We start from the raw sequence: 19,783 nt of genomic DNA, 5'->3' as shown, positions 1-19,783 counted from the left end.
CAGACACCGAACAGCGTGACGGAAGCTGACTGTGAGCGATTGATCGGCTCTTGAGCAGATCTGTCCAGAGAAGCAGGCATTCCTGTGAACCGACCGCTAACGTCTTGGCCGCTCACGAAGCGTCTCGATCGCGGTGATCCGCCTCCGAGGCAGCATTCCGCGGTCGGTCCAGCACCTTCGACGGGTCTTCAATCGAAATGCCTTCGGTGTCCTGACTTACCGTCAGCGACACATGGCTCGTCCCTCAAGACCCCCGGTCGCGACCTTCCAGCGGATGCCGCACGTCAAGCTCGGCCACGGGCGCAAGACGGTCAGCGTCGAACCGAATCCTGCAGCGTGCGCGCCACAGGCCACGATCGGTGCGTGCGCGTCTCCCGGGAAGCGATATGCCTCGCCAACGTCCAGTCCGTAGTAGCCACGCACTGAATAGTGCGACTGGCTTTTTCAACTCGAACGCCTAGATGCGCTTCGCAATTCGACGAGGGACCGTGCATGCTGTCGCGATCTACCAAGTTAGGTCTGTCCGCATTGGCGCTCGTCGCAAGTTCGGCTCAGGCGCAGCAGCCGACCGGTCAGATGGAATTGGACTGCTCCCGATTTACGCGCAACCCAGACGGATCGTGGAGTGTGCAGCAGCCCCTCGAACTCTTCAGCGACAACGGTCGTGTCCGGATCTCTCCGGGTCCGCCATTCAAGCGCGGCATGTCGTTCGGAGGCCTCGACATAGCGAGGATGCTCGATCGGCAGTGCAGATAGCTCGATGCTCAATTTCTCGCTTCAGAGCAAAGTCGGAGCCTGATCGGGATTGCACTCTTCGTCGAACCCGTTCTCGCGCCAGGACAGATCACCGGGCACGCCTTTGTCACCGATGGCGACACGCAAATGATCCACGGCACGCGGCTCTGACCGCACGGGATCGATGCGCCGGATAGCAAGTAACTCTTCCAGGTTCTTGCGCAGAAGGGTCCATCGCGATGTAGTCTGGCTGAAAATGCCTATTCTATTACAAAAAGGTCAGTCGAGGTAGCGGAAGAGGCCCAAGCCTGATCGCGCCGTAGGCATAGGCACATCTCACTCGATGATGGCCTGTCCGCGCCGGTGTTCGTGCCCCTCGATGACGCGTCTCAGGAGCTGGGTCAGGAGGTCCTGTTCCGTCGGCGTGAGCGCCGCGACGGTCTGGGCGTGCGCCAGCCGGGCTGCCGGTTCCATCGCGCCGTGGAGGGCCGCGCCCTCCGCTGTCAGGCGGCAGAGCTGGGCGCGGCGATCCAAGGGTGACGTCGCGCGACTGACGAGGCCGCGCGCCGCAAGCCGCTTGAGGGCGCCGGTCGTCGTCGTCCGGTCGAGGGCGACCGCGGCCGCGAGCGTCGTCTGATCGGCCTCCTCCAGGTCACGCAGGATCGAGAGCAGGCTGTACTGCAGCGGAGTGACGTTGAAAGCGGCGCAACGCTCCGCAAACAGGCTGACGTGGATCTGGTGCATGCGGCGGGCGAGGAAACCCGGGCGTTCAACCAGCGGCCAGTGCGGCGTACCCGCCGACGCCTTCGCGTCGGTCGGCTCGTCTGCCGGATCGGCTCGCAGACCCTCACCCATCACCCCGTCCCCGCGGTTCGGAATCATTCTTGGCATGCCCTATGCAAACGCCGAAATACGAAGCATGCTTCGCATCTGGCAAGTCAGCGGCCGGTGCGAGCCGGTCGAAATCGCGAGGTCGAGATGGACAATCGCCGCTACGATCTGGTTCTGCGGGGCGGGCGGGTGATCTGCCCCGCCTCCGGCGTGGATGGCATCCGCGACGTTGCGGTGCGCGACGGGCGCATCGCGGCCGTGGAGGAGACCATCCTGCCGTCGGCCGCAACCGAGGTGGTCGACGTCTCGGGCAAGCTCGTCCTGCCCGGCATGATCGACACGCACGCCCACGTCTACCAGTACGTCACCGGCCGCTTCGGCCTGAACCCCGACATGGTCGGCGTGCGCTCGGGCGTGACGACGGTGGTGGACCAGGGCGGCCCGTCCTGCATGACCCTGCCGGGCTTCCGCCACTTCATCGCCGAGCGCTCGCAGACGCAGGTGCTCGCCTTCCTGTCGGCCTACCTCGTCGGCGGCCTGGAGGGGCATTTCTACCCGAACCTCTACAGCCCGGACGGCGTCGACATCGACGCGACGGTGAAGTCGGCCACCGAGAACCGCGACCTCGTGCGCGGCATCAAGGGTCACGCCGAGATCGGCGGCTTCGCCCGCTGGGGCATCAAGGTGATGGAGATGGCGGCCGAGATCAGCCGCCGCGCCGACCTGCCGCTCTACGTGCATTTCGGCCAGCTCTGGGGCCTGCCGGAATCGGGCGCCAACGGCGAGGACGCCGACACCATCGTCGAGCGGGTGATCCCGCTGCTGCGGCCCGGCGACGTCCTGGCCCACCCCTTCACCCGCCACCCGGGCGGCTTCATCAACGAGCAGGGCGAGGTCCACCACATCATCCGCCGGGCGATGGACGCCGGGCTGAAGGTCGATGTCGGCCACGGCAGCCACTTCTCCTACCGTGTGGCCCGCGCGTCCCTGCCGGCCGGCGTGATCCCCTACACGCTGGGCGCCGACATGCACGGCTACAACACCGAGGTCCCCGAGGTGAAGAAGCCCGCCGGCACCCCGGACGAGCATCACGACGACGAGAACCACCCGTTCCTCGGGCAGGCCCGGTTCAGCCTGACCCAGGCGATGAGCTCGATGATGGCGCTGGGCATCCCGCTGGAGGAGGTGGTGCCGATGGTGACGTCGCACCCGGCCGAGATGCTGCGCATGGGCGACCGGATCGGCGCCCTCAAGGTCGGCTACGCGGCCGACGTCTCGGTGCTGCACGACGATCGCGGCCGCTTCCTGCTGCGCGACAACGAGGACACGCGGGTGATCGCCGACCGCCTGCTGCGACCAGCCTTCTGCCTGCGCGCGGGGACGCGCTTCGAGGCCGACTCGCCGATCCTGCCTCAGGCGATCGCGGCCTGAGGTGGCGCCGGTGCCCGCCTTCGCCCTCGACGACCCGACTCCGCCGGACCCGCGCCGCCGCTGGGACGCCCTGGACTTCGCGGCCCGGGGCGCCTGCTACGACAACAACGCGGGCGTGCCCGACAGCGCCGCCCAGGTCGCGGCCCGCAACGCGGCCTCCGCGACCTACCGCGCGGCGCACCTGGCCGGGCTCGACATCCCCTACGCCGCGGGGGACCGCACCGCCTTCGATCTCTACCCGGCGGCGGGAGCGCGGGCCCCGTGCCTCGTCTTCGTCCACGGCGGCTACTGGCAGCGCAACGCCCGGGCCGATTTCGCCTGCTTCGCGGAGGGGCTGAACGCCGCCGGCTGGTCCGTGGCGATGCCGGGCTACACCCTGGCACCCGAGGCGAATCTCACCGGCATCGCCGCCGAGATCGGTGCCGCCCTCGACTGGCTCGCCGGGCACGGGGCGGCGCGCGGGATCGGCGGCCCGGTCGTCCTCGCCGGCTGGTCCGCGGGGGCGCACCTCGCCGCCCTTCATCTCGGACATCCCGCCGTGTCCGCGGTCCTGGCGATCTCCGGCGTCTACGACCTCGCGCCGATCCGCGAGACCTACCTGAACGAGAAGCTCGGGCTGACCGAGGACGAGATCGGGACGCTGTCGCCCCTGCGCCTGCCCGTCGTGCCCAAGCCCATGACGATCGCCTACGGCAGCCGGGAGCTGCCCGCCCTCGTCCGCGACGCGCGCAACCTCCACGCCCTGCGCAGCGCCGCCCACGCGCCGGGCGCCCTGCTGCCGGTGCCGGGCGCCGACCACTTCTCGATCCTCAACGAATTCCGCCGGCCCGACGGCCTTCTGGTCCGCGCCGCCCAGGATGTTCTCGGAGGCGCCCGATGAGCCGCGAGGGCGTCGGGGCTCCGCTGCCTCGCAAGGAGGACGACCGCCTGATGCGCGGGCGCGGCCAGTATGTCGGCGATCTCCGGCTGCCGGGGATGCAGGACGTCGCCTTCGTGCGCAGCCCGCTCGCCCATGCCCGGATCCGCGCCATCCACGTGCCGGAGGCCTACCGCGACCGCGTCTTCACCGCCGCCGACCTCGACGGGGTGCTGCCGATCCGGGCGGTCTCGGGGCTGCCCGGCTTCAAGGTGTCCGAGCAGCCGGTGCTCGCCACCGGCAAGGTCCGGCAGGTCGGCGAATTGGTGGCGCTGTGCGTCGCCCCGACCCGCGCGGAGGCCGAGGACATCGCCGCCGCCGTGGTGCTCGATTTGCATGAGCTGCCCGCCATCCACGACATGCTGGCCGCCCGCGCGCCGGGCTCCGCCCTCGTCCACGAGCACTGGGGCGACAACGTCTTCCTGGAGACCCTGGTCGATGTCGGCATCGAGAGCGCCCTCGACGCGCCGATCAAGGTCAGCCGCACCATCTCGACGGGCCGCCAGTGCATGGCGCCGATCGAGGGCCGCGGCACCGTGGTGAGCCTCGATCACCGCCTCGACCAGCTCGTCGTCCACACCGCGAGCCAGATGCCGCACATCGTGCGCAACGGCCTCTCGGAATGCCTCGGGATCGAGCAGGGCCGCATCCGCATCGTCTCGCCGGATGTCGGCGGCGGCTTCGGCTACAAGGCGATCCTGCTCGCCGAGGACGTGGCGCTGGCGTGGCTCGCGCTCCGCTGCGGCCACCCGGTCCGCTGGGTGGAGGACCGGCGCGAGCACCTGACCGCCAACGCCAATTGCCGCGAGCACCATTACCGCATCACCGCCTACGCGGAGCGGGACGGGACCCTGCGCGGCATCGACTGCGAGGCCACCGTCGATTCCGGCGCCTACTCGGCCTACCCGTTCTCGGCCTGCCTGGAGGCCGCGCAGGTCGCCAGCATCCTGCCGGGGCCCTACGACTTCCCGGCCTATCGCTGCCGGACATGGTCGGTGGCGACCAACAAGTGCCCGATCCTGCCCTATCGCGGGGTCGCGCGCACCGGCGTCTGCTTCGCCCTGGAACTGGTGCTCGACGCCGTCGCCCGCGCGGCCGGGATCCCGCCCGAGGCGGTGCGTGAGAAGAATCTCGTCCGGCCCGGGCAGATGCCGTTCGAGAACATCACCAAGAAACACTTCGACAGCGGCGACTACCCGGAGGCGCTCGCCCGGGCGCTGAAGGCCGTCGACGTGGACGCGCTCCGCGCCCGCCAGCGTGAGGGCGAGCCGGACGGGCGCCGGATCGGCCTCGGCCTCGCGATCTACTGCGAGCAGGCCGCGCACGGCACCTCGGTCTATTCCGGCTGGGGCATCCCGATGGTGCCGGGCCACGAGCAGGCCAGCGCCCGCCTGACCCCGGACGGCGGCCTGGAACTGCGGATCGGCGCCCATTCCCACGGCCAGGGCCTGGAGACGACGCTGGCCCAGGTCGCCCACGAGATCCTGGGCGTCCCGGTGGCGCGCACCCGCCTCATCCACGGCGACACCGCCATGACCCCCTACTCCACCGGCTCCTGGGGCTCCCGCGTCATGGTGATGGCCGGCGGCGCGGTGGCGGCGGCCTGCGAGGCGTTGCGCGACCGCGCCGTGCGGATCGGCGCCCACCTGCTCCAAGCGCGGCCCGAGGAATGCCGGTTCGAGGGCGGCCACGTCGTCGGTCCCACGGGCGATGTGCCGCTGGAGGCGATCGCCCGCACCTGGTACCGGCGCCCGCAGGACCTCGCCCCCGACACCGATCCGGGCGGCCTCGAAGTCACCGCCGGCTACAAGCCGGTGCGCGATTCCGGCACCTTCTCGTACGCGGCGCACGCGGCCGTGGTGGCGGTCGATCCCGATCTCGGGGCGGTCGAGATCCTCGACTACGTCATCGTCGAGGATGGCGGCACGCTGGTGAACCCCCTCGTGGTCGACGGCCAGATCTACGGCGGCCTCGCGCAGGGGATCGGCACGGCTCTGTTCGAGGAGATGTGCTTCGACGGCCGCGGCCAGCCGCTGGCCTCGACCTTCGCCGACTATCTCCTGCCCGGCGCCGCCGACGTGCCGATGGCGCGCATCGACCACATGGAGACGCCCTCGCCCTACACGCGCTTCGGCCAGAAGGGCATCGGCGAGGGCGGCGCCATCGCGCCCCCGGCGGCTTTGGCGAACGCCATCAACGATGCGCTGGCGCCGCTCGGCGTCGAGATGCTGCATTCCCCCGTCACACCCCGACGGATCGTGGAGGCGGTGCTCGCCACCCGCGCGGCCGCCGAGACCGCGCGGGAGGCCGCATGAAGCCCGCCGCCTTCGCCTGGGAGCGCCCCGACAGCCTGCCCGCGCTGCTGGCACGCCTCGCCGAAGCCCCCGCGGGCGTGAAGCTGATCGCGGGCGGCCAGTCCCTCGGGCCGATGCTGAACCTGCGCCTCGTCGAGCCCACCCTCATCCTCGACATCACCGGCGTGCCCGAGCTCCGGACCGCGCGGGTCGAGGGCGACACGCTCGTGCTCGGGGCCTGCGTGACCCACGCGGACATCGAGGACGGGCGCGTCCCGGATCTCACCGGCGGCGCGCTGCGGCGGGTCGCAGCCGCGATCGCCTACCGGCCGGTGCGCAACCGCGGCACGGTCGGCGGCAGCCTCGTCCACGCAGACCCGGCCGCCGACTGGGTGAGCGCCCTGACCGCCCTCGGCGCCGAGGTCGAGATCGCGGGCCGGAGCGGCCGCCGCACCCTGCCGGTGGAGCGCTTCGTCACCGGCGCCCTCGAAGTGGCGCTCGGCGCGGACGAGATCCTGGTCGCGGTGCGCGTCCCGGCGCTGCCGGCGGGCGCGGCCTGGGGCTACGTCAAGCACTGCGCGAAGATCGGCGAGTTCGCCCACGCCATCGGGGCGGTACGCCTTGAACCCGGGGCGGGCCGCGGCCGGGCCGTGATCGGCGCGGTCGAGGGACCGCCCGTGCTCCTGGCCGATGCCCGCCCGCTCTTCGGCGGCCGCATCGGCACCGACTTCGCCGCGCGCTTCGACCCCCGGGCCGCCGACCAGGCCCTGCGGGAGGCCGGCATGGCCGACGCGGTCGAGAGGCACATCCACGTCACCGTCCTGAGCCGCGCGGTGGCCGCAGCGGCCGCGCCCGATCCCCGCTCCGACACCCTTCCGGAGGCCGCATGAGCGCCGCGCTGGCCGAACCCGGGCCGTCCCGCATGGCCCTCGCGCTGACGGTGAACGGCCGCGCCGTGCGGGTCGCGGCCGAGCCGCGCAGCCATCTCGGCGACGTGCTGCGCGACGGGCTCGATCTCACCGGCACGCATCTGGGCTGCGAGCACGGCGTCTGCGGCGCCTGCACCGTGCTTCTCGACGGCGAGCCGGCCCGCGCTTGCCTGACCTTCGCGGGCGCCTGCGCGGGCGCCGCGGTCACGACGATCGAGGGCCTCGACGCGGACGCCATCGCGGGCGAATTGCGGGCCGCCTTCAACCGCGAGCACGCGCTCCAGTGCGGCTACTGCACGCCCGGGATGCTGGTGGCTGCCCGCGACCTGGTCCTGCGGCTGCCCGAGGCCGACGAGCGGCGGATCCGCGTCGGCCTGTCGGGCAATCTCTGCCGCTGCACCGGCTATGCCGGCATCGTCAGGGCCGTGATGGCGGTGATCGCGGACCGGCGCGGGCGCGGCATCCCGCCGGAGACCGGCGCGGCGCGCGCCCTCGGCCCGGTCGGCGCGCGGGTCGGCACCGAGGTCGGCGCGACAGTGCTGGCGCCCCCGCCGGCGGATCGGCCCGCCCCGGCTTCGCCCGCCGCGGTGGCGGATCTGTCCGACGCGTTCGCGCCGGCCCACAGCTTCACGCAGGTGCTCGACTTCGCCCACCCGCCGGAGGCCGTCTTCGCCCTGCTGGGCGACATCGCGGCGGTCGCCGCCTGCCTGCCGGGCGCGGTGCTGACGGCCCGGCCCACCCCCGACACGGTCGAGGGCGGCCTGCAGGCGCGGATCGGGCCGATCGCCGCGACGTTCCGCGGCCGCGCCCGCCTTTCCAGGGACGAGGCGGCGCGAACCGGCGCGGTCCACGGCGCCGGAACCGACGCCGGTGGCCGCTCGGCCACCGAGGGCCGGATCCGCTACCGGGTCGAGGCCGGACCGGCGCCGGGCACGGCCCGGGTCGCGCTCGACGTCGGCTACACCCTGACCGGACCCATCGCCCAGTTCGGCCGCCCCGGTCTGGTGCGCGATCTCGCCGGCCGCATCGCCGCGGACTTCGCCCGCAACCTCGATGCCCGGCTCTCCGGCGTCGCCGCCCCGGCACCGGCAAATCTCAATCCGCTCCGCCTTCTCCTCGGCCTCGCCCGCGCACGCCTCGCGGCCTGGTTCCGCCGCGCCTGATCCCATCCCGCCTCAACGCACCGGAGACACGCGAATGCCCAGCAGGTTCACCCTCACGACCGCGATCCTGCTGGCGCTGACGGCGACGGGCGCCCGGGCGGGCGCGATCCGCATCGGCGTCAACGAGCCGCTGACCGGGCCGTTCGCGGCCTCGGGCACCTACGTGGTGAACGGCGCCAAGATCGCGGCCGACGAGATCAACGCCAAGGGTGGCGTCCTCGGAAAGACGCTCGAACTCGTGATCGAGGACAACAAGAGCAACCCGACCGAGGCCGCCGCGGTCGCCGAGAAGCTGATCACCAGCGACAAGACCCCGGTGATGATGGGTGCCTGGGGCTCCAGTCTGACGCTCGCCGTGATGCCCAAGCTCACGGATTACGAGACGCCGATGTTGGTCGAGACCTCCTCGTCCGGCAAGATCACGACCTCCGGCAACCCCTACGTGTTCCGGATCTCGCCGCCCTCGTCGCTCGAGGCCGAGACCTTCGCGCCGATGGTGTCTCGCCTCGGGCTGAAGAAGGTCGACTTCCTCGTCCTCAACAACGATTTCGGCCGCGGCGCCGCGACCGATTTCGGCAAGATGCTCAAGGACAAGGGCGTGACGGTCGGCCTCGTCGAGACCATGGACCAGGGCGCGCAGGACATGAGCGCCCAGCTCGCCAAGCTCAAGGCGTCGGATTCCGACACGATCATGATCACGAGCTCGGTCGATCAGCTCGTGCTGCTGTTCAAGCAGATGGCGGCGCTCGGCCTGAAGAAGCGGGTCATCACCACCGGCGGCTCCCAGAACCCCGACCAGATCATCGCCCAGGCCGGCGCGGCCGCCGACGGCACGATGCACCTCACGACCTTCCTGCCCTGGTCGCCCGACAGGACGCCGGACCCGAAGGCCACCGAGGCCTTCATCGCCGCGTGGAAGAAGCGCGGCTTCGACTTCGCCGGCGTCACCGAGAGTTTTCGCGGGTACGACGGCATCCGCGCGATCGCCCACGCCATCGAGAAGGCGGGTTCGGCCGATCCGGCCGCGATCACCAAGGCCTTCTGGTCGGTCGACTTCGTCGGGCTCAACGGGCCGATCCGCTTCGCCAAGGCCGGCCCCGCCGGGAAGGAGAGCGGCCAGAGCAAGCCCGACGTCTACCTCGTCGAGATCAAGGACGGGAAGGTAATCGTGCCGGCGCTGTGAGCGTCCCCGGGCCGGCGCTCTGATGGCGGCCCCCTCGCCCGTCCGCCGGCCCCCGGGCCGGGGCGCACCCTCGGAGGCCGCCCGTGAACGAACTGATCCAGCACCTCGTCAACGCCCTCATCCTCGGCGGCACCTACGCGCTGCTGGGGATCGGCCTGACGCTGATTTTCGGGATCATGAACGTCGTGAACTTCACCCACGGCGCGCTCTACACGGTCGGTGCCTACGTCATGTATCTCGCGGTCGCCGCGCTGGGACTGAACTTCTTCCTGGCGCTTCCTGTGGCGATCCTCGGCGGGCTCCTGCTCGGGGCCGCGATCGAGTTGGTTCTGCTGCGTCCGTTCCGGGGCTCGGACATCGACACCACCATGCTGGTGATGATCGGCGCCGGCATCATCCTGCAATCGGGCACGCTCTGGACCTTCGGCGGCGTCGCCAAGGCGATCCCCGCGCCCTTCCCGGAGGCGCCGCTCCAGATCGGCCCGGTCTCGGTGTCGTGGCTGCGGCTGTTCGTGCTCGGCGCGGCGCTGGCCCTGATCGCCCTGACCTACGCGCTGATCAACCGGACCAAGCTCGGGCTCGCCATGCGCGCCGCCTTCCAGGATGCCGACACGGCGGCGCTGATGGGCGTCGACGTCCGCCGGATCTACACCGCCACCTTCGCGCTCGGCTCGTCGCTGGCGGCGGCGGCCGGCGCGCTCCTCGGTCCCGTCTACGTGGTGTTCCCGCAGATGGGCGGACTGGCCGAGCTGAAGGCCTTCGCCATCGTCATCCTGGGCGGCCTCGGCAACGTCACCGGCGCGGCGATCGGCGGCTTCATCCTGGCGCTCGCCGAGGAGCTGGGGGCCGGCTACGTCTCCTCCGGCTACCGCGACGCGATGGGGTTCCTGATCATCATCGCGGTCCTGCTCTACAAGCCGACCGGTCTGTTCGCGAAGGCGGAGCGCATCGGATGACCCGGCTCCTCCCCCTGGCGCTGCTCGCCGGCCTCATCGTCCTGCCGCTTGCCCTCACGGGCAATCCCTATCTCCTCAACGCGCTGATCGTGACGGGCATCCTCACGATCGGCGCCATGAGCCTGAACCTGCTCCTCGGCTTCACCGGGCAGCTCAGCCTCGGCCACATCGCGTTCTTCGGCATCGGCGCCTACGTCAGCGCGCTGACGAGCCTCGGCTTCGACGTCGATCTCGGGTTCGGCCTCCGCGCGGTCCACGAGCCCTGGCCGGCGGCGGTCGGGTTCCTGCTGGCGACGGTCGCGGCGGGCGGCTGCGGCTACCTGATCGGGCGGCTCTCTTTCCGGGTGCGGGGCGCCTACTTCGTGATCGTGACGATCTCCTTCGCCGAGGTCGTGCGGCTCGTGACGCTCAACTGGGTGGAGCTGACGCAGGGGCCGCTCGCGCTGACCAACATCCCGGCCATCACCCTCGGCCTGCCGGGCCTGGGGATGTGGACGCTCAAGACCAAGCTCCAGAACTACTACCTCGTGCTGGCCGTGGGCACGCTCTGCTATGCCGTGATCGCCCGCTTGGTCGGCGGGCGCTTCGGCCGGGCGATGCGGGGCCTCAAGGAGAACGAGCCGCTGGCGCTGTCGGTCGGCATCAACGCCACCCGCACGCTGACGGTGGCGGCGGTGATCTCGGCCGCGATGGCGGGCGCCGCCGGCAGCCTCTACGCCCATTACCTGCGGATCATCGATCCCGACGTGTTCCTGTTCGCCACCACGGTCAGCATGGTCATCATGGTGGTGGCGGGCGGCAAGGGCACCCTGATGGGCCCGGTCGTCGGCGGCCTGATCTTCGGCCTGCTGCCGGTTGCGCTCCGCCCGGTCATGGCGCCGGAGGCGCAGTGGATCGTCTACGGCCTCGTGTTGATCGTGATCCTGTTCGTGATGCCGCGGGGCATCGTGCCGGGACTGGCGGCGCTGCTCGGCCGCCGCCCGGCCCAGGCCGCGCCCGTCCTCGAAGTCAATCCGGCGGTGCAGCGATGAGCGCGATCCTCTCGGTCGAGCATGTCGGGGTCCGCTTCGGCGGTCTCGTCGCCATCGCCGACCTGCATTTCGACGTCCACGCGGGCGAGATCGTCAGCCTGATCGGCCCGAACGGGGCCGGCAAGACGACGGCCTTCAACGTGATGACGGGCTTCCTCAAGCCCAGCCAGGGCGACGTCCGCTTCCGCGGCACATCCCTGAAAGTCCTGTCGCCGCACGCGATCACGCGGCTCGGCCTCGCCCGCACCTTCCAGCGCACCAGCGTCTTCCCGGACGACACCGTGTTCGACAACGTGATGATCGGCCTGCACCAGATGGGTGCCGCGGCGGGGCGCGTGCCGGTTCTCGACGCCCTCCTCGGCCGCGCTGAGGCCGGCGAGAGGCAGCTGCGGGCCCGCGCCGAGGCGCTCCTCGACTGGGTCGGGCTCGCCGGCCGGGCGCACGAGAAGGCCGGCGCCCTCGCCTACGGGGAGCAGCGCCTCGTCGGGGTTGCGCTGGCGCTGGCCACCGAGCCCGCCATGCTGCTCCTCGACGAGCCGGTCTCGGGAATGAACGCCTCCGAGACGCGGGTCTTCGTGCGGCTGATCCGGCAGATCCGGGAGCGCGGCGTCACCATCCTCCTCGTCGAGCACGACATGCCGATGGTGATGGAGGTCTCCGACCGCATCGTCGTGCTCAATTACGGCCGCCTGATCGCCGAGGGGCCGCCGGACCGGATCCGCAGCGACCCAGCAGTGATCGAGGCCTATCTCGGCCAGGGCAGCGCCGCCCGGCAGGCCGCCGCGGCGGTTCGGGAGGCGGCCCATGCTTGAGATCCGCGACCTCGTCTGCGGCTATGGCCACGTCACCGCACTTAAAGGGCTGTCGATCGACGTGCGCGAGGGCCAGCTCGTCGCCCTCGTCGGCGCGAACGGCGCCGGCAAATCGACGACGCTCCGGGCGATCTCCGGCCTCGTCCCGCCGCGCTCCGGCACGATCCGGTTCGACGGCCACAGCATCGCGGGCGCGGAGGCCCGCCGGATCCTGGCCGTAGGCATCGCCCATTGTCCCGAGGGCCGGCGCGTCTTCCCGCAGATGACGGTGTCCGAGAACCTCGCCATGGGCGCGTATCTGCGACGCGACCGGGCGGCCGTCGCGGCGGATCTGGAGCGGATCTACGGCGAGTTCCCGCGCCTCGCCGAGCGCCGCGACCAGGCGGCGGGCACGCTTTCGGGCGGCGAGCAGCAGATGCTGGCGATCGGTCGGGCGCTGATGGGGCGTCCGAAGCTCGTGATGTTCGACGAGCCCTCCCTGGGGCTGGCCCCGAACATCGTCGAGCGGATGTTCGCCGTCATCCGGGCGATCCGCGACGCCGGCACGACGGTGCTGCTCGTCGAGCAGAACGCCTTCGCGGCCCTCGAACTCTGCGACTACGCCTATCTCCTCGAGACCGGCCGCATCGTGCTGGAGGGCTCGGGGCAGGCGCTCATCGCCGACCCGCACGTCCGGGACGCCTATCTCGGTGGCTGAGACCGGTCGGCCGGCGCGCCTGCGCCTCGGCCCGGTCGACCTGCTCGGCGACCGGGACATGATGCCGGTCACCGCGGGCGGGCATCACTGGCTGCTCGTGCGCGATGGCGCGCGGATCGTCGCCGCCGAGCGGGCCTGTCCGCACGAGGGGGCGGACCTGGCGCTCGGCCGGTGCGCGGGTGGACGGCTGCTCTGCCCCAGGCATCTCGCCTCCTTCGACCTTCGGGACGGTTCCGTCTCGCCAGGCTGGTCGTTTCGTGCCCTTCGCCTGTTCGCGGTCGAGACCGTATCCGATGGGCTATGGCTCCGGCTGGGAGACAACGTGCTGAGGCAGACGTCCTGACCAACTCCGTGACGCGCCTCCGACCCTGAGGAACTGGGCGCGGCCTCGACACGCACGACGCGTCAGGGATCGTCACGATTAAGCCGGACGGCAAGCTGATCGGCAAACTTCGCCGCGGCCACGGAGAGCGATCGACCGCGCAGCTGCGCCAGGACCAGGGTCATTGGCGTCAGGTCGCGGGTGTCGATGGGCCGGCTGTGCAGGCGCGGATCCTGCGGGATGCCGCTCGGGATCTGCAGGCTGACCACATCCTCCCGCAGCGTGAGATTGCGCAGGAACTCCAGGGAGCCGGATTCGACCACCGGCCGCAGTTCGACACCGCGGCGGGCGAGCGTGTGCTCGATGTGGTGGCGGATCGCGAGCGAACGGTCCGGCAGCGCCAGGGCATGGGCGAGGCAGTCGCGCAGGCGCACCGGGCCGCTCTCCGCCGCCAGGGCATGGCCCCGGCGCATCAGCGCGCAGAGTGTCTGGTGACCGGAATAGAGCGGGTGCAGCTCCGCCGAGGGCGGCGGCTGCAGGATCAGGGCGAGATCCGCCTCAAAGGCCGCGAGGGCGGTGACCGCCTGCGCGTGGTCGCGGACCTGCACGGTGAAGCCGACCTGGGGAAATCGGCTGCGATAGGCCTCCACCTCCTCCGGCACCACCTGCGTGATGAAGGCCTGGCTGCAGGCCAGCGCCACGTGGCCCCGCCTGACCCCGGAGAGGTCGGCGATCTGCGAGCGAACCCGGTCGAGGTCCGCAGCCTGGTCGCGGATATGACGGACGAAGAGTTCGCCGGCCGCGTTGAGCCGCATGCCCTGCGGCAGGCGCTCGAAGATCGGCGTGCCGAGCTCGTGCTCGAGATCTTGGATCTGACGGGTCAGGGCTGAGGGCGTCAGGTTCAGCCGCTCCGCAGCGCGCCGGATCGAGCCGGCACGGGCGACCTCGGCGATGTAAGTGACACTGCGCAGGTGCTTCACGCGATCGGCTCCGGCCCGTTTCCCGAAACGCAACACCATGCTCAGATAATAGCACTTCCTTGCAACATCGCGCGCCCCTAGCGTCGTGGACATCGGGACTCTGCAGGAGCCATGCGATGATCCGCCGCCGTACCCTCCTGGCCGGTTTCGGGGCCGGCCTCGTCGCCGGGCCGTTGTCCGGGGCACGCGCCCATAGCACTCCTGTCACCATCCGGATGGGCTCGCTCAAGCTGATCCACTCGATCGCGCCGAGCTTCTACGAGCGCTTCACCCCCGCGGGCGTGACGGTGGAGGTGGTGCCCTTCGAGAGTCCCACCGAGTGCAAGAACGCCGTCGTCACCAAGTCGGTCGATTTCGGCACCTTCGGCATCGCGGCGGCGACGCTGGGGGCCGCGGCCGGCGAGCCGATCGTCGTCATCGCCTCCACCTGCAACCGCGGGATGGCGGTGATCGCCAAGAAGGATTCCGACATCCGCGCCATCAAGGATCTCCGCGGGAAGCGCGTCGCGATCTGGCCCGGCAGCACCCAGGAGGTCTTCGTCCTGGAGCGGATGCGCATGGAGGGCCTCTCCGTGAAGGACATCACCCCCGTGCGGGTCTCCTTCTCGGAAATGCACATCGCGCTGGCCCGCGGTGACGTCGATGCCTATGTCGGCGCCGAGCCCGGCCCCGGCGTGAGCCTCGCCTCGGGGGTCGGGCAGCTCGTCGAGTACCCGTACGGCACCGAGATGGGCGCGCTGAACATGGTGTTCGGCGCCCATCGCGACACGCTGGCCGAGCGGCCGGACCTCGTCCGGACCATGCTGGAGATCCACCGCAAGGCGACCGACTTCGCGGCCGGCGACCGCAACGCGATGATCGCCATGGCGGTGGCCAAGCTCGGCCAGAAGCGCGAGGCGCTCGAACTCTCGGCCCCGAACGTCGAGCTGACTTGGCGCCTCGGGCCGGACGAGGTCCGTCAGGCCGGCGCCTACGCGCAGCACATGCTGGCGCTCAAGCAGATCAAGCGCCTTCCCGAGGCGGGCTTCATCGACACCCGCTTCGTCGACGCGATGGGGCGGGCGTGAGCACCGGGGTCGAGGCCGGCACCCTGCCGGTGACGGCGCCGGTGACGCCGGCCCCGGCCCGCGGGGCCGGCACGGCGAGCCCGATGCTCGCCCGCCTCCGCGGGCTGGCCCTGGCCTGTGTGGTGCCGGCTCTGTTGCTGGCGATCTGGCAGGTGACCACCGCGGGCCGGCCCTACAGCCTGATTCCGCCCCCCGCCGACGTCTGGGCCGAGCTGCGGGATCTCGCGGTCGGCGGCGTCAACGACGACGCGTTCAGCGGCACCTTGTGGACCCACCTCGCGGCCTCGCTGGGCCGCGTCTACGGCGGCTTCGCGCTCGCGGCCGCCGCGGCCCTGCCGCTCGGCCTGCTGATCGGCCGCGTCCCGCTGATCCGGGCCCTCCTCGATCCGGTGCTGCAGGTGCTGCGGCCGGTCCCGGTCACGGCGTGGCTGCCGCTCGCCATGATCCTGTTCGGCCTCGGGCCGCGCTCGGCCTTCTTCCTCGTGTTCCTCGGGGCGTTCTACCCGATCCTGGTCAACACGGTGTTCGGGGTCCGCTCGGTGGAGCCGCGCCTGTTCGAGGCGGCCGCGATGCTGGGCTGCACCGGGCCGGCGCAGTTCGGCCGGGTGGTGCTGCCGGCGGCGCTGCCGTCGATCTTCACGGGCCTGCGGCTCGGCCTCGGTTTCGCCTGGGTGGTGATCGTCGTCGGCGAGATGACCGGCGTCCAGACCGGTCTCGGCGCAATCATCATGGAGGCGCGCCAGCTCTCGCGCACCGAGATCGTGATCTGCGGCATGGCGGTGATCGGGGTCGCGGGCTTCGTGTCCGACTGGCTGGTCATGCAGCTCGGCCGCCGCCTGCTCGCCTGGAGCCCCACCCATGGCTGATCCCACGATCCCGATCCTCGACATGCGCGCGGTCTCGAAGACCTACACGGCGGGCGGGCGCCGCACTGAGGCCCTGCGCGAGGCGAACCTCACCGTGTCGCGGGGCGAGTTCGTCTGCCTGCTCGGCGCCTCGGGCTGCGGGAAGTCGACGCTGCTGCGGGTCGCCGCCGGCTTCGAGGCGCCGAGCGCCGGGGAGGCCCTGATGTGGGGCAAGCCCATCGCGGGGCCGGGACCGAGCCGCGGCATGGTCTTCCAGGATTACGGCCTGTTCCCGTGGCTCACCGTGCGGGACAATATTGGCTTCGGCCCGAAGGCGCGGGGCCGCTCCGCCGCCGAGGTGCGCGACACCGCCGAGCGCTACATCGCCCTCGTCGGCCTCCAGGCCTTCGCCGACGCCTATCCGCACCAGCTCTCGGGCGGGATGAAGCAGCGCGTCGCCATCGCCCGGGTGCTCGCCAACGAGGCCGAGGTGGTGCTGATGGACGAGCCCTTCGGGGCGCTCGACGCCATGACCCGCGAGCGCCTGCAGGACGAGCTGCTCGACCTCTGGTCGCGCACCGGGCTGACGATCCTGTTCGTCACCCACGCCATCGAGGAGGCGATTTTTCTGGCCGACCGCATCGTGATGATGTCGCCGGGTCCCGGCCGGATCGAGGCGATCCATCCGGTCGAGCTGCCGCGGCGGCGCGACGTGTCGAGCCCCAGCTTCAACGACCTGCGGCGGATGCTGGCAGCCCAGCTCCACAGCCACCACGCCCCGCGGGCCGCCGCCTGATGGACACGGCCCCCGACGATACCCGCCGGCCCGAGAACCGCCTCGCTTACACCGCCGCCATCGACCGGCCGTGGCTGACCCTGCCCGGCGGCAAGCACGTCGCGATCTGGCCGGTGGTCAATGTCGAGCACTGGCTGATCGACCACCCCATGCCGCGCCAGATCCTGGTGCCGCCGACCGCCGCGAGCCTGCTGCCCGACATCCCGAACTGGGCGTGGCACGAGTACGGTATGCGGGTCGGCTTCTGGCGCTTCCTCGAGGCCTTCGCCAGCCGCGGCATCCGCCCGACCCTGTCGATCAACGGCTCGGTCTGCACGGCCTATCCCCGCGTCGCCCAGGCCGCCCACGCGGCCGGCTGGGAATTCATGGCCCACGGCTTCCATCAGGTGCCGACCCACCGGGTCGAGGACCAGCCGGCGATGATCTCTCGCACCATCGCGGCAATCACCGAGACCACGGGGCGCCCGCCGCGCGGCTGGCTGGGACCGGGCCTCACCGAGACCCTCGACACGCCTGACCACCTGCACGCGGCCGGCCTCGAGTATGTCGGCGACTTCGTGGTCGACGACCGCCCCTGCCGGGTGGCGACGCGTACGGGCGACCTCGTCGCCCTCCCCTACTCCGTCGAACTCAACGACATCCCGTTGCTGGCCATCCAGCACCACCGGGCCGACGAATTCGTCGAGCGGGCGCTCGCCAACCTCGACCGGCTCGCTCTCGAGGCTGCGTATCCCGGCCCCCTCGGCGGGGCCAAGGTGATGGGTTTCGCGATCCACCCGTACATCACCGGCGTGCCGCACCGGATCGGTCTGCTGGAACGGCTGCTGGACGCCATCCTGGCGCGCGCCGACGTGGCCGTCATGCAGGGGGGCGAGATCCTCGACTGGTACCGCGCCACCGGCGACGCATCCTGAGCCGCGACCCGAGGAGCCGCCGTGTCGCCCTTCCCGACGATCCCACTTCTGCACGCGGCCTATGCCGACGGCCTCGACCCGCGCGCCGTCGTAGCCGCGGCCTATCGCCGGATCGCCGAGGTCGACGATCCCGGCATCTTCCTCGCGCTGGTGCCGGAGGCCGACGCGCAGGCTGCGGCGGCCGCGCTGCCGCCCTTCGACCCCGTGTCGATGCCGCTCTGGGGCGTGCCCTTCGCTGTCAAGGACAACATCGACGTGGCCGGGCTGCCGACCACCGCCGCCTGCCCGGACTTCGCCTATAGCCCTACCGAGACCGCACCCGCCGTGGCGCGCCTCCTGGCGGCCGGAGCGATCCTGATCGGCAAGACCAATCTCGACCAGTTCGCCACCGGTTTGGTCGGTCTGCGCACGCCCTACCCGGCCCCCCGTAACGCGATCGATCCGGCCTACGTCCCCGGTGGCTCCAGCAGCGGCTCCGCCGTGGCGGTGGCGCACGGGATCGTGTCCTTCGCCCTCGGGACCGACACCGCGGGCTCGGGCCGGGTGCCGGCGGCGCTGAACAACATCGTCGGCCTGAAGCCGTCCCTCGGGGCGGTCTCCAGCCGCGGCATGCTGCCGGCCTGCCGGACCCTCGACACCCTCTCGATCTTCGCCGGCACCGTCGCCGACGCCGACGCGGCCTTCCGGGCCATGCTGGGTCCGGACAGGGCTGATCCCTGGTCACGGGCGCTGCCCGTGCCGTCCGCGCCCGCCGGCCTGCCGCCGGGCCTTCGTCTGGGGCTTCCGGATGCGGCGAGCCGGCGGTTCGGCGGCGACGGCCTCTCGGAGGCGGCCTTCGCGGCGGCGGCCGCGGATCTCGAAGCAATCACGGGCGCAGGGGCGCCGGTCGACCTGGACCCCATGTTCGCCGTGGCGGCCCTGCTCTATGACGGTCCGTGGGTGGCCGAGCGCTACGCGGCGGTCCGGCCGGTCATGGAGACACGGCCCGGGATCCTGCACCCGACGACGCGGGCGGTCATCGCCGCTGCCGAGCGCTACAGCGCCGCGGACGCCTTCGCGGGCCTCTACAGACTGGCGGAGCTGTGCCGCCACGCGGACGCGATCTGGGACCGCATCGACGTCCTCGCCGTGCCGACCTATCCGCGCCCCCGGACCTGTGCGTCCGTCGCCGCCGACCCGATCGGGCCGAACAGCGAACTCGGGACCTACACCAACTTCGTCAACCTGCTCGACTGGTGCGCCCTCGCAGTCCCGGGACGCTCCAGGACCGGCGGCTTTCCCTCCGGCGTCACCCTGCTGGCGCCGCGCGGGTGCGACGGGTTGCTCGCCGCTCTGGGCGCGCGCCTGCACGCGGCCTCGGCCGGCCGGATCGGCGCCAGTGCGGCACCGGTCCCGGCCGCGAAATCGGGGCCGGCTTCGGCGAGGCCCGGCGAGATCGAGCTGGCGGTCGTGGGAGCGCATCTGTCGGGCCTGCCCCTGAACGGCGAGCTGGTCGCATGTGGCGCCCGGTACCTCCGCGCGGGGGTGACGCGGCCGGATTACCGCCTCTACGCCCTGCCCGGCGGGCCGCCGCATCGTCCCGGCCTGCTGCGGGTGGCCGCCGGTGAAGGAAGCGGGATCGAGACGGAGGTCTGGGCGTTGCCGCCGTCCGCCTTCGGGACTTTCGTGGCCGGAATACCGGATCCGCTCAGCATCGGTACCGTACGGCTCAACGACGGGACCACGCCGAAGGGCTTCCTGGTGGAGGCGGCCGGTATCGCGGGTGCGGCCGATATCACGCGGTTCGGCGGCTGGCGCCGCTACGTGACCGGCAGTGCGGCGGCGTGACCGGCGTGCCGTAGCTGGTCAAAACAGAATGAGGGCTTCGAGCAACTCCGCCGG

At 71.5% G+C, this 19,783-nt stretch carries 18 protein-coding genes; 16 read left to right on the top strand and 2 right to left on the bottom strand.

Annotated features, from left to right (window positions below):
• Positions 1-1,071: 1,071 nt before the first annotated feature.
• Complete coding sequence (locus ACLBX9_RS22185) at positions 1,072-1,590, bottom strand: MarR family winged helix-turn-helix transcriptional regulator (RefSeq protein WP_447720448.1); 519 nt, start codon at positions 1,588-1,590, stop codon at positions 1,072-1,074.
• A gap of 123 nt (positions 1,591-1,713) precedes the next feature.
• On the opposite strand from ACLBX9_RS22185, the gene ACLBX9_RS22180 reads away from it, so the two are divergent.
• The 11 genes from ACLBX9_RS22180 to ACLBX9_RS22130 all read left to right on the top strand — a co-directional run bounded on the left by ACLBX9_RS22180 (position 1,714) and on the right by ACLBX9_RS22130 (position 13,321).
• Positions 1,714-2,997, top strand: a complete 1,284-nt coding sequence (locus ACLBX9_RS22180; RefSeq protein WP_447720447.1) for an amidohydrolase/deacetylase family metallohydrolase — start codon at positions 1,714-1,716, stop codon at positions 2,995-2,997.
• Between the two features lie 10 nt (positions 2,998-3,007).
• Entirely contained in the window at positions 3,008-3,877 is an 870-nt protein-coding gene (locus ACLBX9_RS22175; protein WP_447720446.1) for an alpha/beta hydrolase, read from the top strand.
• Positions 3,874-6,228: a xanthine dehydrogenase family protein molybdopterin-binding subunit gene (locus ACLBX9_RS22170; protein WP_447720445.1), complete on the top strand. Its 2,355-nt coding sequence runs from the start codon at positions 3,874-3,876 to the stop codon at positions 6,226-6,228. Before ACLBX9_RS22175 ends, ACLBX9_RS22170 begins: the two co-directional genes overlap by 4 nt.
• The gene (locus ACLBX9_RS22165; protein ID WP_447720444.1) at positions 6,225-7,097 is read left to right on the top strand and encodes an FAD binding domain-containing protein; all 873 of its coding nucleotides are present in this window, start codon (positions 6,225-6,227) and stop codon (positions 7,095-7,097) included. Before ACLBX9_RS22170 ends, ACLBX9_RS22165 begins: the two co-directional genes overlap by 4 nt.
• Positions 7,094-8,299 (top strand): xanthine dehydrogenase family Fe-S subunit, encoded by a 1,206-nt coding sequence (locus ACLBX9_RS22160; RefSeq protein ID WP_447720443.1) that lies wholly within the window; start codon positions 7,094-7,096, stop codon positions 8,297-8,299. Before ACLBX9_RS22165 ends, ACLBX9_RS22160 begins: the two co-directional genes overlap by 4 nt.
• A gap of 34 nt (positions 8,300-8,333) precedes the next feature.
• Complete coding sequence (locus tag ACLBX9_RS22155) at positions 8,334-9,482, top strand: ABC transporter substrate-binding protein (RefSeq protein ID WP_447720442.1); 1,149 nt, start codon at positions 8,334-8,336, stop codon at positions 9,480-9,482.
• A gap of 83 nt (positions 9,483-9,565) precedes the next feature.
• On the top strand, positions 9,566-10,438 hold the full coding sequence (locus ACLBX9_RS22150) for a branched-chain amino acid ABC transporter permease (protein WP_447720441.1): 873 nt from the start codon (positions 9,566-9,568) through the stop codon (positions 10,436-10,438).
• Positions 10,435-11,469, top strand: coding sequence for a branched-chain amino acid ABC transporter permease (locus tag ACLBX9_RS22145; RefSeq protein ID WP_447720440.1), 1,035 nt, complete (start codon positions 10,435-10,437; stop codon positions 11,467-11,469). Before ACLBX9_RS22150 ends, ACLBX9_RS22145 begins: the two co-directional genes overlap by 4 nt.
• On the top strand, positions 11,466-12,281 hold the full coding sequence (locus ACLBX9_RS22140) for an ABC transporter ATP-binding protein (protein ID WP_447720439.1): 816 nt from the start codon (positions 11,466-11,468) through the stop codon (positions 12,279-12,281). Before ACLBX9_RS22145 ends, ACLBX9_RS22140 begins: the two co-directional genes overlap by 4 nt.
• Complete coding sequence (locus ACLBX9_RS22135) at positions 12,274-12,978, top strand: ABC transporter ATP-binding protein (RefSeq protein WP_447720438.1); 705 nt, start codon at positions 12,274-12,276, stop codon at positions 12,976-12,978. The genes ACLBX9_RS22140 and ACLBX9_RS22135 overlap by 8 nt, the downstream gene beginning before the upstream one ends.
• A complete protein-coding gene (locus tag ACLBX9_RS22130; protein WP_447720437.1) occupies positions 12,971-13,321 on the top strand; it encodes a Rieske (2Fe-2S) protein in 351 nt (116 codons plus the stop codon). The genes ACLBX9_RS22135 and ACLBX9_RS22130 overlap by 8 nt, the downstream gene beginning before the upstream one ends.
• A 62-nt stretch (positions 13,322-13,383) precedes the next feature.
• On the opposite strand, the gene ACLBX9_RS22125 is transcribed toward ACLBX9_RS22130, so the two are convergent.
• Positions 13,384-14,280: a LysR family transcriptional regulator gene (locus tag ACLBX9_RS22125; protein ID WP_039892216.1), complete on the bottom strand. Its 897-nt coding sequence runs from the start codon at positions 14,278-14,280 to the stop codon at positions 13,384-13,386.
• 116 nt (positions 14,281-14,396) lie between these two features.
• On the opposite strand from ACLBX9_RS22125, the gene ACLBX9_RS22120 reads away from it, so the two are divergent.
• From ACLBX9_RS22120 to atzF, 5 genes are read left to right on the top strand one after another with little or no spacing between them, the layout of a single operon-like run.
• Positions 14,397-15,347, top strand: coding sequence for an ABC transporter substrate-binding protein (locus tag ACLBX9_RS22120; protein ID WP_447720436.1), 951 nt, complete (start codon positions 14,397-14,399; stop codon positions 15,345-15,347).
• Positions 15,344-16,213, top strand: coding sequence for an ABC transporter permease (locus tag ACLBX9_RS22115; protein ID WP_447720435.1), 870 nt, complete (start codon positions 15,344-15,346; stop codon positions 16,211-16,213). The genes ACLBX9_RS22120 and ACLBX9_RS22115 overlap by 4 nt, the downstream gene beginning before the upstream one ends.
• Complete coding sequence (locus tag ACLBX9_RS22110) at positions 16,206-16,988, top strand: ABC transporter ATP-binding protein (protein ID WP_447720434.1); 783 nt, start codon at positions 16,206-16,208, stop codon at positions 16,986-16,988. The genes ACLBX9_RS22115 and ACLBX9_RS22110 overlap by 8 nt, the downstream gene beginning before the upstream one ends.
• The gene (locus tag ACLBX9_RS22105; RefSeq protein ID WP_447720433.1) at positions 16,988-17,902 is read left to right on the top strand and encodes a polysaccharide deacetylase family protein; all 915 of its coding nucleotides are present in this window, start codon (positions 16,988-16,990) and stop codon (positions 17,900-17,902) included. The genes ACLBX9_RS22110 and ACLBX9_RS22105 overlap by 1 nt, the downstream gene beginning before the upstream one ends.
• Before the next feature lie 21 nt (positions 17,903-17,923).
• Positions 17,924-19,729, top strand: coding sequence for an allophanate hydrolase (gene atzF, locus ACLBX9_RS22100; protein WP_447720432.1), 1,806 nt, complete (start codon positions 17,924-17,926; stop codon positions 19,727-19,729).
• The last annotated feature ends 54 nt before the right edge of the window (positions 19,730-19,783 follow it).

The organism is Methylobacterium sp. A49B (assembly GCF_053346215.1).
Note: the sequence above shows the minus strand (reverse complement) of the source record. Positions and strands in the feature narration are given on the sequence as shown.